We start from the raw sequence: 15,056 nt of genomic DNA, 5'->3' as shown, positions 1-15,056 counted from the left end.
GTTCCCAAAAACTCTCCTGCGCCCCTCGCCCTCTATACTTATCATTTTGCACGATATTTTTTGTCGGAGGACGCCGTGCCGTGGATCCTGCTGCTGTTGATAAGCCTGTTTAGTGCGCCATCGCTCGCCGTGGCGATCCCCGGTGTCACCACCGGAACGACCGCTACCCAGCAAAGCACGCCGCCTCCGGAACCGGATGCTGAACAAAAAAAGGCGGCTTACAGCGCGCTTGCCGACGTCCTTGAAAACGACGCCTCCAGAAAAGAGCTCATCGAGCAATTGCGCAAAGCCGCCGCCACGCCGCCGCAGGAAACCGTTCCGACGCTCACCCCGCCGCCAGTTGAAGAACAAAAAACGGTGCTGGAAAACATCACCGACGTGAGCCGCCACTACGGGGAAGCGCTCTCCTCACGCTTTGCCCAGCTTTACCGCAACCTGATGGGATCCCAGCACAAGGCGTTTAACCCGCATACCTTTACCGCCGCCGCCACCCAGTTTTTGATGCTGGCCGCGGCCGTGTTTATTTTTTACTGGCTGGTGCGCCTGTGCGCCTGGCCGCTGTACCGCAGGATGGGCCACTGGGGGCGAAAAAAGAACCAGCATAAAAACAGCTGGCTGCACCTCCCCGCTATGGTTGCCGGGGCGTTTATCATCGATTTACTGCTGCTGGCATTAACGCTGTTTGTCGGTCAGGTGCTGGCGGACCGCCTCAATACGGGCAACAAAACCATTGCCTTCCAGCAGGCGCTCTTCCTGAACGCGTTTGCGCTCATCGAATTTTTTAAAGCGGTGCTGCGCGTCATCTTTTGCCCGCGCGTGCCTGAGCTTCGCCCTTTCAATATCAACGACGACAGCGCGAAATACTGGGCCGTGCGGCTAAGCGTCCTCAGCGGCCTGATAGGCTACGGCCTGCTGGTTGCCGTGCCGATTATCTCCAACCAGGTTAACGTGCAGTTTGGCGCGCTGGCGAACGTGCTGATTATGCTCTGTATAACCGTCTGGTCTCTGTACCTTATCTTTCACAATAAAAGGGCGATCACCGAGAGTCTGCTGCATCTGGCCGACCGCTCCCTCTCTTTCTTCAGCCTGTTTATCCGCGCCTTCGCGCTGGTGTGGCACTGGCTGGCAAGCGCGTACTTTATTGTGCTGTGCTTCTTCTCGCTGTTCGACCCGGGAAACAGCCTGAAATTTATGATGGGAGCGACGTTCAAAAGCCTGGCGATTATCGGCATCGCGGCATTTGTGTCCGGGCTGTTGTCCCGCTGGATCTCGAAAACTATCACCCTGTCGCCGCAGGTGCAGCGTAACTACCCGGAACTGCAAAAACGGGTGAACGGCTGGATGTCGGTGTCGCTCAAGGTGGCGCGCATTCTGACCGTCTGCGTGGCGATCATGCTGCTGCTGAACGCGTGGAGCCTGTTTGATTTCTGGAACTGGCTGCATAACGGCGCCGGCGAGAAGACCGTCGATATTTTAATTCGTATCGCGCTGATACTGTTCTTCTCCGCCGTTGGCTGGACGCTGCTGGCGAGCCTTATCGAGAACCGCCTGGTATCGGATATTCACGGCAGGCCCCTGCCCAGCGCGCGGGCAAGAACACTCTTAACCCTGTTCCGCAACGCGCTGGCGGTGATTATCAGCACCATCACCATCATGATCGTGCTGTCGGAAATCGGCGTGAATATCGCCCCGCTGCTGGCGGGTGCCGGCGCGCTGGGGCTGGCGATCTCCTTCGGTTCGCAAACGCTGGTGAAGGATATTATTACCGGCATCTTTATCCAGTTTGAGAACGGAATGAATACGGGCGATCTGGTGACCATCGGGCCGCTGACCGGCACCGTGGAGAGGATGTCGATTCGCTCGGTGGGCGTGCGTCAGGATACCGGGGCATACCACATCATTCCGTGGTCATCGATCACCACCTTCGCCAACTTCGTGCGCGGCATTGGCTCCGTTGTGGCGAACTACGACGTGGATCGTCACGAGGATGCGAACAAAGCGAAGCAGGCGCTGAGGGATGCGGTCAGCGAACTGATGGAGATGGAGGATATTCGCGGGCTGGTGATTGGCGAGCCGTCGTTTGCCGGCATCGTTGGGCTGACCAACACGGCGTTCACCCTGCGCGTGTCGTTCACCACGCAGCCGCTGAAGCAGTGGACGGTACGCTTTGCCCTCGACAGCATGGTGAAAAAGCACTTCGATCTGGCGAACGTGCGAACGCCGGTGCAGACGTATCAGGTGTTGTCGCCGCCCGCCTCGCCGCTCCCTCCGCAGGAACCGACGCTGTAACCGAGCCGGGTGGCGGCTTCGCCTGACCCGGCCTACGAGGGGGTACTATTTGCGACGTTTGTTATCGTCCATAAACGACCAGGCGATAAAGCGGCTCTGCTTCTGGCCCTGCGCCATCTCTTTTTTCACCACTTTTACGGCGCCCGCTTCGCTCAGCGCACGGTAGAGCGGCGGCAGGTTATCCCCGCGGGAAACCAGCGTCGTAAACCACTTCACCTGACGGCCAAACTGTTTACTTTCCGCAATCATGCGCAGGATAAAGGCAACTTCACCGCCCTCGCACCACAGCTCCTGCTGCTGCCCGCCGAAGTTCAGCGCGGCGTCCTCCGCCTGACCGAGGTTGCGGCGTTTACGCTCGCTGCCCGCGCGGGCCGCTGCCGCCGAATCATGGAACGGCGGGTTGCACATCGTGGCGTCATAGCTTTCGTTTTTATGAATAATGCCGTTGAAGATCGACGCCGCATCTTTCTGACGACGCAGACGAATGGCGCGGCTCAGGCCGGGGTTAGCGCTGACGATCGCCTGCGCGCTGGCAAAGGCCTCGGCGCCGATTTCGCTCCCGGTAAAGCGCCAGCGATACTCATGCACGCCAATCAGCGGGTAAATCAGGTTTGCCCCGGTACCAATATCCAGGACGGAAGCCTGCGGTGGGATCGCGCCGTCACGATCTTCGGCGAGAAGATCGGCAAGGTGATGGACGTAATCAGCCCGGCCCGGAACGGGAGGACAGAGAAAGCCTTCCGGGATATCCCAGTGCGCCACGCCGTAAAAATGCGCCAGCAGCGCTTTGTTCAGCGTTTTCACCGCCTGCGGATCGGCAAAGTTGACGGTCGGCTCACCCGCTGGGGTCTGGACAATGTAGTCCTGCAGCGCAGGGCTGCTCTGGCACAGGGCGCTCATGTCGTAGCGGCTACGGTGGCGGTTTCGCGGGTGCAATCCCGGCTTTTGGGAAGTCATGGCATTCTCCTTTAAACAGCGGCGTAAGATACCCTGTGCTGGCCCAGCGGTAAATCTTTCTCTGCGGCGCTTAAAAAACCGCCGTAAATCAAACACCTCTACGTCTATGATCTGTCAGCGAATTGTCAGTTTTTATCGTTCAAAAAATAAGCAGATCATCATCAAATATTTGCGCTAAGTCACACTCGTCAGGCTTCTAAACTTAAAGGGAATCACCTGTTGTTTCCTCATGAGGATGTGATTATGAAAAAGTACCTGACCCTTGCTATTATCGCCGGCGCCCTGGCGACCGCTTCATTTTCTGCAATGGCCGTTCAGTCACTGAATGAAAGTACCGATACCAGCCAGCTGCGTCCGGCGGGCACCGTTTCGGTTAGCCGCGCAAGTAACCTGGACGATCTGCAAAACAAACTGGCCGAGAAAGCCCGCCAGGAAGGTGCGAAAGGCTTTGTGGTGAACTCCGCAGGCGGAGATAACCATATGTACGGCACGGCAACCATCTATAAATAATTCCCTCTTTATAAAACTGCATCTGCCTGCCGGATGCAGTTCGTTTTCCCCTTTATCTTGATTGTTCATTTTTTAACCCCATATTAAAAGCAGGGTATATACCGATTGCAGGAGGATGCTATGGCTTCCGGCTGGGCGAATGATGACGCCGTTAACGAACAGATCAACAGTACTATTGAAGATGCGGTTGCGCGCGCTCGCGGTGAGATTCCGCGCGGCGAAAGCTTGAAGGAGTGCGAAGAGTGCGGAGAGCCGATCCCGGAGGCGCGGCGTAAAGCCATCCCCGGCGTAAGGTTTTGCATCACCTGCCAGCAGGATAAAGATTCAAAAAATGCTTCACATTCAGGTTATAATCGCAGAGGATCGAAAGACAGCCAGCTACGTTGACTTTCCTTTACCTAAGTTAACCGCGTGGGCGCTTACCTTTACGCTCACGAATTTTAGCGAACCGCGTAGCAAAATGTGCCCTTCATCTCTCTTCTGTAAAGCGCAGCAACAAGAAGTGTAAAGCGCAACTTTGATTTAATTAATAATCAATAAGTTATTTGTCATTCAATTTTTTTGATTTACCACGTCAATTCTCTTCGATTTTATCCCCCCGAAAAAAACGTGATACTTATCACATCGACGGAACATCGTCCCCTTAACAGAAAACACCTGCGAGAGATTAATTATGAAAACCATCAAATATGCTGTAGCTGCTGTTGCCCTGTCCGCTCTGTCTTTTGGCGCATTCGCCGTAGAGCCTGTTTCATCAACTCAGGCCCAGAGCATGAATAAAATCGGTGTGGTGAGTGCAGAAGGCGCAACCACGCTGGACGGTCTGGAAGCCAAGCTGGCTGAGAAAGCGGCGGCTGCCGGTGCGAGCGGATACACCATCACCTCCGCTAACACCAATAACAAACTGAGCGGTACTGCGGTTATCTACAAATAATCGCCTGAATGAATGCTGTACCCTCGCCAAACCCTCTGGTGAGCTGCTCCAACCCTCATTGACCCTGTTGTTACCCTTGTTTGCCCGTCCGCCACTGGACGGGCTTTTTTTTGCCTAAAACGACTGCGCCACGCGCTGTAAGCCGGCTTCCACCGTCTCAACCTCCCCTGTCGCCAGCAAGCAGCAGGCCATTTGCAGCTTGATCGACTGTGGAACCGGCACATTCCCGGCCAGGCACTGCGTAATCCAGTGCGCGGTAACCTGCGGATCTTTCGACTCCGGCAGGAGAACATCGCTGTTGTCTTCCCCACGCTCGAGCACAACGCGCGTACCGGCAGGATCGATCAGCATCAGCTGAGGGCAGCGCTGTGGATTGGCATAAACTTCACCTTCCGTACCGTGCATCAGCAGCGCCCTGCCGCCAATCTCCTCAAAAAATTTCCCAACACGCCCCACGTATTCCGGGTGTGAGACGCTGGAAAGTCGCAGTGCGGCGTCTTCAGCAAACGGCGTCGCCAGCTTCGCCAGAGTATGCGCGCTGTTGCGCACGCCCATGCGCCAGCGCATGTCCAGCTGCTTTTCCAGCGGCGGGCAGAGCGCGCGCACGGGAATATAGACCGGCTGGTTCCCCTCCAGCTTTGCCTGCGCCTGGCCGGCATGAAGAGTCGGTTCAATGCCCAGCAGTTCAAAGATGGTTTCTGTCAGCACGCGCGTGGGATCTTCGCTGACCCCGTGTACCACCACCGGGAACCCCAGCTTATGTAATAAGATCGCCAGCAGCGGGGTCAGGTTTGCCTGCTTGCGCGCGCCGTTATAGCTCGGGATTACGATCGGCATCGGTTTTGCCACCGGCGGCGTTAAGCGCAGCGTTTGCGCCTGCATCGCCTCGTAGAAACCGCGCATCTCCGCTTCGCCTTCACCTTTGATGCGCAGCGCAATCAGGATGCCGCCCATCTCCAGGTCCGGTACTTCGCCATTGAGCATACGGGTATACAGGGCGCGAGCGGTCTCATGGTCCAGATCGCGGGCGTGGTTTTTGCCCCGGCCTACCTCTTTGATAATCTTGCGATAATCCACGACATCTCTCCTGAAAATATCATCTTGTTAACAATATAGCCCCGTTGAACGTCTGGACGTTAGTTTTTTTCGACACAATCAACGTTCTGTTTTTATGGCGAAAAATGAAACTCAAGCATTATTTCAATTATTTGTGATTTCTACAGAAGATTCTTAACGCATCAATATTTGATTAAATAACCAGCGGAAAGTCATTAAGGGTCAACGGTGAAAACGTCCAGGCAACGCTATCACCAGAAACATACCAGGATTTGTTATGAACAAGGTTGCTTTAGGTTTAATCATCGCCGCAACGATAGGATGTTCTGCATCCGCATTTGCGACAACAAACGGTGAAGGTCAGATCAATTTCACCGGTGAAATTATCGATTCTGCTTGTCAGGTCGTGAATGGGTTAAGTAACCCATTAAATGTTCAGCTGGGTAAAGTGTCTAAAACGGTATTTACCGGCGCAGGCTCTACCAGCACGTTAACGAAGTTTGATATTCAGTTAACGAATTGCCCGGAAACGGTTACTTCCGCTGCGATTAACTTCGGCGGTACGCCGGATGCGAATAACAACGCCACGCTGGCCTTAACGCCGGATACCGATGCGGCTACGGGTGTCGCTATTCAGCTGGTTGACGCGTCAGAGCAGCCAGTCACCCTGTATACGCCGTCTCAGCAATATCCATTAGCCTCCGGCACGGCGGTTAACGATCTTGAGTTCGGCGCTCGTTATATCCAAACCGGCGCTGCGATTACCGCAGGCCCTGCTAACTCTGTATCGACCTTCACCGTTATTTATAACTGATCTTATCAATCCTGAGATATTAATGCTTTTGCGGGCATTAATATCTCATCTATTTATTGAGAAATCTTTATGCGCCACGGTTATTTACTGAGCACTTTTTTACTGGTAGCCGCCACTGCAAATGCGGGCGTCATTATTAATGGCACCCGTCTGGTCTATCAGGGAGATAAAAAGGAATCCTCTCTTGGTCTTTCAAATCCAGATGCGACGGATTATCTGGTGCAGTCCTGGGTTGATTCCGGCGGTAAAAACCCGGCCAAAGCCCCGTTCCTGATCACCCCGCCGCTTTTCCGTCTGGATGCAAAAGAAGATAACGTTCTGCGCGTGGTGCGTACGGGCGGAAATTTACCGGAAGACAGGGAATCCCTGTACTGGTTGAATATTAAAGCCATCCCTTCCTCAAAACACGTTGAGGGGGTAAATACGCTGCAAATCGCCATTAATACTCGAATCAAATTACTGTATCGCCCGTCTTCGGTAAAAGGCAGACCAGAAGATGTGGCCGATAAACTTGAATGGCGCCGCGAAGGTAATGAGCTGGTGGTGAATAACCCCACGCCGTTCTATATGAATTTCCAGACCGTTACGCTGAATGGTCATAAAATCACTAAAGCCACCTGGGCCGTGCCGAAAACGGAAACGCATTTTGCTATACCTGGCAACGTTGGGGGCTCAAACGTCACGTATTCCATTATTACTGATTACGGCAGCATCAGCCATACCTGGTCGAAATCCGTTCATTAATACTTCCCCGGTAATAAAATAATCATGTACAGCGATAAAAAGCCGTTCACCTGCCGATTTTCGTCATTGCTGGTCATTCTTTGTGGCCTGGCAATGGCGATCTTTGCGCAGCAGGTTATGGCTGATGATTATTTTAACCCGGCCCTGCTGGATATTGATAATCCCCAGCAGGGGAAAACCGATTTGTCCGTTTATGAAAAAGGCCCAGGCCAGGCGCCGGGTAAATATCAGGTCGCGGTATTTATCAATAACAATAAAATTGATACCCGCGATGTCACGTTTACTCTGCAAAAAGACGCTCAGGGCAACAGCACGCTGCAACCTTGCTTTACCCTGGACGATTTAAAAAGCCTCGGCATCAAAACCAAAAAATATCCGCAGCTGATGGCCAAAGGCCAGTGCGCCGATTTACACGCCATCCCTGCCGCATCCGCGACCTTCCGCGTTCGCAACCAGCAGCTGCTGCTGAGCATTCCCCAGTCGGCGCTCGGTCAGGTGCCTCGCGGTTACATTGACCCAAAAGAATTTGACGAAGGGATCAACGCGGGCCTGCTTAACTACAGCGCAAACGCCAGCCAAAGCCATGCGCGCCAGCAGGGTGAACAGGACACCAGCAGCCAGTACGTTAACCTGCGTCCAGGTTTGAACATTGGCGCGTGGCGCGTTCGCAACTATTCCACCTGGAATCGCAGCACCACGGGTAAGGAGGAGGACCAGAAATTCACCTCCGTTTATACCTACGCGCAGCGCGACATTGTGGCGATGAAAAGCGACCTCACCGTCGGCCAGAGCTCCTCCCCTTCCGACGTTTTTGACAGCGTCCCCTACACCGGGGTGGAGCTGAAATCCGATAACGACATGCTGCCGGACAGTGAAAAAGGCTACGCCCCCATTATTCGCGGCACCGCCCACAGCAACGCGCTGGTGGTGGTACGCCAGAACGGGTACATCATTTATCAGAACACGGTCGCACCGGGCGCGTTCGAAATTAACGATCTCTACCCCACCGGCAGCAGCGGCGATCTCCAGGTCACCGTGAAAGAGACCGACGGCAGCGAAAGCCATTTTGTGGTGCCGTTTGCCTCCGTGCCGGTATTGCAGCGTGAAAAAAACCTGCGCTACAGCGTGACCGCCGGGCGCTATCGTTCTTATGACAAAGACGTGGAAAAGACCCCGTTTGCCCAGGGCAGCGCCATCTACGGTTTACCCTACGGTTTTACCGCCTACGGTGGCATGCAGCAGAGCAGCCATTATCAGTCTCAGGCGGCAGGTATCGGGAAAAACATGGGTGATTTAGGGGCGTTCTCCATCGACGTCACCCGCGCCAAAGCCCTGTTGAAAAAACAGCAGGCCAGCAAAGGCCAGTCGTGGCGCGTGCGTTACAGCAAAGATATCGCCCGCTCTGGCACCAACTTCACGCTGGCGGGCTACCGCTATAACAGCAAGGGTTTTTACACCCTCGAAGACACCATGGAGTCCTATACCCACTCTGACGACTGGTCTGCACCTCAGCAGCGCCGCGCCCGAACCGAAGCCACCGTCGACCAGACGCTGCCGGAAGGCTGGGGGTCCGTCACCCTGAGCATGGTGAAAGAGACGTACTGGAGCCAGAGCCAGAACATGACCTCCTTGAGCGTCAGCTACAACAACAGCTGGCACGGCGTGAGCTACAGCCTCAGCTACAGCATGAACAAAAACACCAGCGACAGCGATGAAGACGGTAATGAGGTCACGAACGACAACCAGTTCTCGCTGAGCGTCTCGGTGCCGCTGGACCACTGGATGCATAACACCTGGGCCACCTACAACCTGAACAACACCAAAGACGGCACGACGCAGAATATCGGCCTGAACGGCACGGCGCTGAAAGAAGACAACCTGAACTGGAACATCCAGGAAGGGCTGAGCAGCACCGGCAGCGGTAACTCCACCAGCATCAACGCCGACTACAAAGCGACCTATGGCGAAGTGAGCGCAGGGGTCAGTCAGGACAAATATCAGCAGACCGTGAACGTCGGTTTGCAGGGCGGCGTGGTTGCCCATGCTAACGGGATAACCCTGAGCCAGCCGCTCGGTGAGACCATCGCGCTGGTAAAAGCGCCGGGAACCCACGGGACGCACATCGCGAACCAGACGGGCGTTGAGACCGACTTCCGCGGCTACACCGTCGTGCCGTTTGTTACCGCGTATCGCCACAACACCATTGCGCTGGATACCGAAACGCTGCCGGACGACGCCGACGTCACCCACGCGGCGCAGATCGTGACCCCAACCCGCGGGGCCGTGGTGCGCGCCAGCTTTAATACCCGCGTAGGTAACCGCGTGCTGATGACGCTGACACAAAATGGTAAACCGCTGCCCTTCGGCGCAACGGTTACCACCGAGGATAAAGACAGCGAATTTATTGTCGGGAACGACGGCCAGACCTACCTGTCGGGTCTGCCACAGCAAGGGCATCTCAACGTTTCCTGGGGACAGGAGGCGAGCGAGCACTGCGTCGCTGACTATGCGCTAACGGATGAGAAAGAGAAAACCAGCATCATTAACGCTGCCGCGCAGTGTCATTGATCTACCGTTCAGGCTAACGATTATGCAAATGATTAAACAGTGCTTTTTCTTACTGGTTCTGGGAACCGCCGCGTTATTTATGCCGCATGCGAAGGCGACCTGTACAACGCCGGACCTGCCAAAGATGATTAACGTGGCGTCAATCTCCGTTCCGACAACGCTGGCGGTAGGTGAGACCATTCCTGGAACAGAACAGGTTGCCCATGTCGCCGGTAACTGCGATCAGGCCGCAGATAGCGGCCTGGAGATCGTATCCTGCTACTACGGTACGGGAGCAGAGATCCCAGGACTAAAAGGTGTCTACGACTCTGGTGTTCCCGGCGTTGGGGTGGCATTGATGAACGATCGGGGGCAGCGCATCAGCGGAGCAGGCGGCGTTAACTGCATCTCAACGGGAACGCCGGTGGGGTATGTTTCCAGCGATGGCAAACAGAGCTTTAATTTTGACGTTACGCTGGAGCTGGTCAAAACCAGCGATACGGTAGCGTCTGGCACGCTCGATCAGAGCCAGACTCGTTTTGGTATCGGGGTGTATCACCACGAAGGGATCGGCAACCCTAACGACATCGCCTATGCGGGCAACGTCATCCTTAAAGAGGTCACCTGCTCCGTCCTGCCAAAAAACCTGACGGTTAACCTTGGAGATTTCCCGGTCAGCGACTTTGTCAGCGTGGGGATGCTCTCCTCTCCGGCGCAGAATTTTGACGTCACGGTGCACTGCGACAGCACCGTGCAGCCCGAAGTAAAGATCACCAGTTCAAACGGCTATGAAACGGCGTTTGAAGGAGTGCTGAAACTCACGCAGCAGCCCGGAGCCGCAACGGGAGTCGGCGTACGCATGCTGTTCGACGACAATATCGCCACCTTTGACACCTACGTTAACACCCGAAGCGAAGCCATCGCCAACGAGACGCTTACCATACCGTTTGAGGTACGCTACGAGCAGGTTAGCGATGTGGTCACACCCGGTCCTGCAAACACCGTTGCTACCATCACTCTCGCCTATAAGTGACCAACATGAAAAAGACCATTGCGATTCTGGCGCTGGGGCTGATCGCCCAGGCTCACGCCGACGATATTCAGATCCAGATGACGGGGAATATTTACGCCAACACCTGCGTCATCGACAGCGCCAGCCGAAACCTGACAGTGGATCTGGGACAGGCGGTGTCGGGCAGCTTTAAAGACGTGGGCGATACCGGCGAGTGGAAAGACTTTTCCCTTTCTGTGTCGCACTGCCCGGCCACGCTTGCTCTCGCCACGGCCTTTTTCTACGGCCAGGCCGACAGCACACACCCGACTAAATTCGCCAATATCGGCAGCGCAAAAGGGCTGGCGCTGGAGCTGGCAGACCGTCAGGACAAAATACTGATTGCCCCGCAGGCCGCCTTTAACGTCGCCATTAACCCGAGCGACCACACGGCGACGTTTCCGCTCTCCGCGCGCTATTACGCCACCGCCATGCCCGTCACCGCCGGCACGTTCAGCAGCGTAGTGCAGGTGACCTTCACTTACCAGTAGGACCGCGCCTCTTAGCACGGATGCTTTTTCCACGCCCGGCGGTCAGTTTTGCCGGGCGTTTTTTTACCTCCGGCACCTCCGGCTGTTCAATCGGGAAAACAGGCAGCGCGTTCAGCAAACGCTGGCCGTAGTTTTTGGTGAGCAGACGCTTGTCGTAAATCACCACCTCGCCCCAGCAGCCGTGGCTACGAATAAGACGCCCCACCTGCTGAATCAGGTTAAACGACGCCGCAGGCAGGCTCTGAACCTCAAACGGATAGCGGTTAAGGCTTTTCAGCCACTCGCCTTCGGTGATCACCACCGGGCTGTCGATGGGCGGGAAGGCGATTTTATGGATATGCACCTGCGTCAGGTAGTCACCCTTCAGATCCAGACCTTCGGCAAACGACTGTAGCCCCACCAGCACGCTGCGCTCGCCGCTGTCGATGCGCTTGCGGTGGGTTTCCACCAGCCGGTAACGGGGCTGGTCGCCCTGCACCAGCAGGAGTAAACGCAGATCGGTAACGTGTTCGAGGAAACGCTGCATCGCGCGCCCGCTGGCAAACAGCACCAGCATGCCGGGGTATTTTTTGCTCTCGACCTGCTCGCGGAAGTAGGCCGCCATCTCGGCAATGTGCTGCTCTTCGTTGTCGATAAGCGGCTCGTAGTTCATGCGCGGAATGACCAGCTTGCCCTGCTCGCAGTGGTTAAACGGCGAGTCCAGCGCCACAAAACGGTCGCCCGCTTTCTCCTTCAGGCCGCTCATCTCCTGTAGCCTGGAGAAACTGTTCAGGGAGCGCAGGGTCGCGGAGGTGACCACCACGTGCGGCACGCTGCGCCAGATGAGCTTTTCGAGCTGATCGGCCACGCGGATGCCCACGCAGTGGAAAAAGAGGTGCACCTGCCCGTCCCGCACTTCGCGGGTGGCCCATTTGGTGACCGGCGCGCCCGAGGCCTGCGCCATCGAGGCCAGCCGCCAGAGCTTGCTCTGCGCTTCGAACATCCCCAGCGCGCGGTTCATCTGCAGCAGGATGCGGTGCAGGCGCACCACGTCGTGCGAGCCGGTTTTCTCGCTGAGGTCGTTCAGGAACATCTCCGCCAGTCCGCGCAGCTTTTCCAGATGCTTTGCCAGCTGCTGGCAAATCTCCATCACCTCTTCCGGTAGCTCCCCCATCGCAAAGCGGTGTTCGGCTTCCTGGGCGGCGGGAAGATAGAGGTTCAGGATGTTGTTCAGGGACGAAATAAGGCTATAGACCTCTTCGCAGTGCTCGCTCAGCCGCTCAGGGACCGCCAGCGGCGGCGTGGTTTTCGGGCGGAACTGCTCCATGCAGGTCGCCACCAGCTTGCAGAAGAGATCGAGCTGCAGGCGGAACCACGGCGCCGTAATTTCAGCGCTCATCTCCAGCGCGTCCCGCGCCACGTCCGGCAGATGGTGGCCTTCGTCGAGCACCAGCAGCAGGTTTTTAGGCTCCGGCAGCACTGCTTCACTCTCCAGCGCGGCCATCACCAGCGCGTGGTTGGCGACAACCACTTCGGCTTCCTGGATCTCGCGCCGGGCGACAAAGAACGGGCACTCGCGGTAGTAGTGACAGTTGCGGTTCAGGCAGCTCACTTTATCGGTGCTCAGCCTGCGCCACAAGTCGTCGCTAATCGCCAGGCTGGTGTGATCCCGCAGCCCGTCCCACTTATAGCCGTCGAGTTCTGCTTTGAGCTTTGCGCACTGCTCCTGCTCTGCCTTGTTGTTTGGCGTCAGCTCATCATCCAAAAAGGCGAGCAGATCCTGCTGCGAGGGCTCGCTGCTGGCCAGCGCCGCCAGGTTACGCGGGCATACGTAGCGCCCGCGTCCAAAGGCGGCGGTAAACCGCAGGTCGGGGATGATTTTGCGCAGCAGGGGTAAATCTTTGCTGAAGATCTGGTCCTGCAGCGCCACGTTGGCGGTGCTGACCACCAGCGTTTTGTCCTCCTCCCGCGCTATCGCGATGCCGGGAATGAGGTACGACAAGGTTTTCCCGACGCCGGTCGGGGCTTCAATCGCCAGATGTCGCCCGTCGTCCCCGGCGAGCGTTTTTGCCACGTCGGCAATCATCTGCCGCTGCGGCGCTCGGGGGATAAAATCGGGGATCTGCTGTTGTAGCGCCTTATACCATGCGCCAATTTGCGCTTTCAGCGCCGCGGTTAAAGCCATTGGAAAACCTGAAATACTGTATAAACAGCCACTATTGTGGCACTTTCTCTTCGCTGCGGCAAAAAGAAAAGCCCGGCTTTACGACCGGGCTTCCAGATTACTGCGGGTTAGCAGGTTTGCGCGGGCGGCGTCGGCGCTGCCCTTCCCCTGCCGGTTTCCCTTCCCCACTGCGCCACGGGATTTCACCGGCCGGCTTGCCGTCGCTGTTACGACGCGGCGGTTTGCCCGATGACTTCGGCGCGCCGCCTTCGGCACGACGCGGCTGCTGGCCGCGACCGCCGCCGCCCTGACCGCGACCGCCACCCTGACGACCGTTCTGAATCGGCTCGGCTTTGATGGACGGGTCCACTTCGTAGCCCGGGGTTTCGATGCGCGGGATCTCTTTCTTCAGCAGACGTTCGATGTCGCGCAGCAGCTTGTGCTCGTCCACGCAGACCAGAGAGAGCGCCTCACCGGTCGCCGCCGCACGGCCGGTACGGCCGATACGGTGAACATAATCTTCCGGGACGTTAGGCAGCTCGTAGTTCACCACGTGCGGCAGCTCTTCAATATCGAGGCCGCGGGCAGCGATGTCGGTCGCCACCAGCACGCGGATGTCGCCGGATTTGAAGTCCGCGAGCGCGCGGGTGCGCGCGCCCTGGCTCTTGTTACCGTGGATCGCCGCGCTGCGGATGCCGTCTTTATTCAGCTGTTCCGCCAGGTGGTTCGCGCCGTGCTTGGTGCGGGTGAAGACCAGCACCTGCTGCCAGTTACCCTGGCCGATCATCTGGGAGAGCAGCTCCCGCTTGCGCTTTTTATCCACAAAGTGAACGTGCTGCGTCACCTGCTCGGAGGCGGTGTTGCGGCGCGCTACTTCCACTTCCAGCGGGTTATGCAGCAGCTTTTCCGCCAGCGCCTTGATCTCATCGGAGAAGGTCGCGGAGAAGAGCAGGTTCTGGCGACGCGGCGGCAGCTTAGCCAGCACGCGACGAATATCGTGGATGAAGCCCATGTCGAGCATGCGGTCGGCTTCGTCCAGCACCAGAATTTCAATGCTATCAAGTTTCACCGCGTTCTGGTGTTCCAGATCCAGCAGACGGCCCGGCGTTGCCACCAGCACGTCCACGCCGCCGCGCAGCTTCATCATCTGCGGGTTAATGCTCACGCCACCGAAAACCACCAGCGAGCGGATGTTGAGGTAGCGGCTGTACTCACGCACGTTCTCGCCAATCTGGGCTGCCAGCTCGCGGGTTGGGGTGAGGATCAGCGCGCGCACCGGACGACGGCCTTTGGCATGCGGCTGGTTTTTTACCAGCAGCTCTAACAGCGGCAGCGTAAAGCCCGCGGTTTTACCGGTACCGGTCTGGGCGCTGGCCATCAGGTCACGGCCCTGAAGCACGGCGGGAATAGCCTGCTGCTGGATAGGGGTTGGCTCAACGTAGCCCTGCTCTGCGATCGCGCGCAGAATTTCCGGGTTCAGGCCAAGGGAATCAAAAGACATAAAAACTCCGAACCGCCCC

General features: G+C 56.9%; 13 protein-coding genes. 9 read left to right on the top strand and 4 right to left on the bottom strand.

All coding sequences use genetic code 11. The features are described from left to right. Positions 1-75 precede the first annotated feature (75 nt). Positions 76-2,289 (top strand): mechanosensitive channel protein, encoded by a 2,214-nt coding sequence (ybiO, locus tag USG84_RS01140; protein ID WP_320738232.1) that lies wholly within the window; start codon positions 76-78, stop codon positions 2,287-2,289. A 45-nt stretch (positions 2,290-2,334) separates the two neighbouring features. Here the strand turns inward: ybiO and rlmF are convergent, their stop codons facing one another. Further along, entirely contained in the window at positions 2,335-3,246 is a 912-nt protein-coding gene (gene rlmF / locus USG84_RS01135; RefSeq protein WP_253541306.1) for a 23S rRNA (adenine(1618)-N(6))-methyltransferase RlmF, read from the bottom strand. Positions 3,247-3,489: 243 nt separating this feature from the next. Here rlmF and mcbA point away from each other — a divergent pair, with 243 nt between their 5' ends. From mcbA to ybiJ, 3 genes are all read left to right on the top strand, one after another. Beyond that, positions 3,490-3,756, top strand: a complete 267-nt coding sequence (gene mcbA / locus USG84_RS01130; RefSeq protein ID WP_049136969.1) for a DUF1471 family periplasmic protein McbA — start codon at positions 3,490-3,492, stop codon at positions 3,754-3,756. A 120-nt stretch (positions 3,757-3,876) separates the two neighbouring features. Then, the gene (locus USG84_RS01125) at positions 3,877-4,143 is read left to right on the top strand and encodes a DksA/TraR family C4-type zinc finger protein (protein WP_151412777.1); all 267 of its coding nucleotides are present in this window, start codon (positions 3,877-3,879) and stop codon (positions 4,141-4,143) included. A 286-nt stretch (positions 4,144-4,429) separates the two neighbouring features. Then, the gene (gene ybiJ / locus USG84_RS01120; RefSeq protein WP_014883102.1) at positions 4,430-4,690 is read left to right on the top strand and encodes a DUF1471 family protein YbiJ; all 261 of its coding nucleotides are present in this window, start codon (positions 4,430-4,432) and stop codon (positions 4,688-4,690) included. 114 nt (positions 4,691-4,804) lie between these two features. On the opposite strand, the gene ybiB is transcribed toward ybiJ, so the two are convergent. Next, entirely contained in the window at positions 4,805-5,767 is a 963-nt protein-coding gene (gene ybiB, locus USG84_RS01115) for a DNA-binding protein YbiB (protein WP_061098797.1), read from the bottom strand. Between the two features lie 256 nt (positions 5,768-6,023). Here ybiB and USG84_RS01110 point away from each other — a divergent pair, with 256 nt between their 5' ends. The 5 genes from USG84_RS01110 (at position 6,024) to USG84_RS01090 (ending at position 11,393) form a co-directional block, all read left to right on the top strand. Beyond that, the gene (locus tag USG84_RS01110) at positions 6,024-6,560 is read left to right on the top strand and encodes a fimbrial protein (protein WP_061098798.1); all 537 of its coding nucleotides are present in this window, start codon (positions 6,024-6,026) and stop codon (positions 6,558-6,560) included. Positions 6,561-6,629: 69 nt separating this feature from the next. Next, positions 6,630-7,304, top strand: coding sequence for a molecular chaperone (locus USG84_RS01105; protein ID WP_151412776.1), 675 nt, complete (start codon positions 6,630-6,632; stop codon positions 7,302-7,304). Positions 7,305-7,328: 24 nt separating this feature from the next. Continuing rightward, on the top strand, positions 7,329-9,872 hold the full coding sequence (locus USG84_RS01100; RefSeq protein ID WP_151412775.1) for a fimbria/pilus outer membrane usher protein: 2,544 nt from the start codon (positions 7,329-7,331) through the stop codon (positions 9,870-9,872). A gap of 22 nt (positions 9,873-9,894) precedes the next feature. Continuing rightward, entirely contained in the window at positions 9,895-10,884 is a 990-nt protein-coding gene (locus USG84_RS01095) for a fimbrial protein (protein ID WP_151412774.1), read from the top strand. A gap of 5 nt (positions 10,885-10,889) precedes the next feature. Beyond that, positions 10,890-11,393: a fimbrial protein gene (locus USG84_RS01090; RefSeq protein WP_151412773.1), complete on the top strand. Its 504-nt coding sequence runs from the start codon at positions 10,890-10,892 to the stop codon at positions 11,391-11,393. Here USG84_RS01090 and dinG read toward each other — a convergent pair. Continuing rightward, a complete protein-coding gene (gene dinG / locus USG84_RS01085) occupies positions 11,380-13,557 on the bottom strand; it encodes an ATP-dependent DNA helicase DinG (protein WP_320738106.1) in 2,178 nt (725 codons plus the stop codon). The two genes, USG84_RS01090 and dinG, sit on opposite strands and share 14 nt — an antisense overlap. Before the next feature lie 97 nt (positions 13,558-13,654). After that, complete coding sequence (gene rhlE / locus USG84_RS01080; RefSeq protein ID WP_151412772.1) at positions 13,655-15,037, bottom strand: ATP-dependent RNA helicase RhlE; 1,383 nt, start codon at positions 15,035-15,037, stop codon at positions 13,655-13,657. Positions 15,038-15,056: the final 19 nt, after the last annotated feature.

The sequence above is a fragment of the Enterobacter sp. 168J2 genome (genome assembly GCF_034107265.1).
Classification (GTDB): Bacteria; Pseudomonadota; Gammaproteobacteria; order Enterobacterales; family Enterobacteriaceae; genus Enterobacter; species Enterobacter nematophilus.
This window is presented reverse-complemented; position numbering and strand designations above follow the sequence as displayed.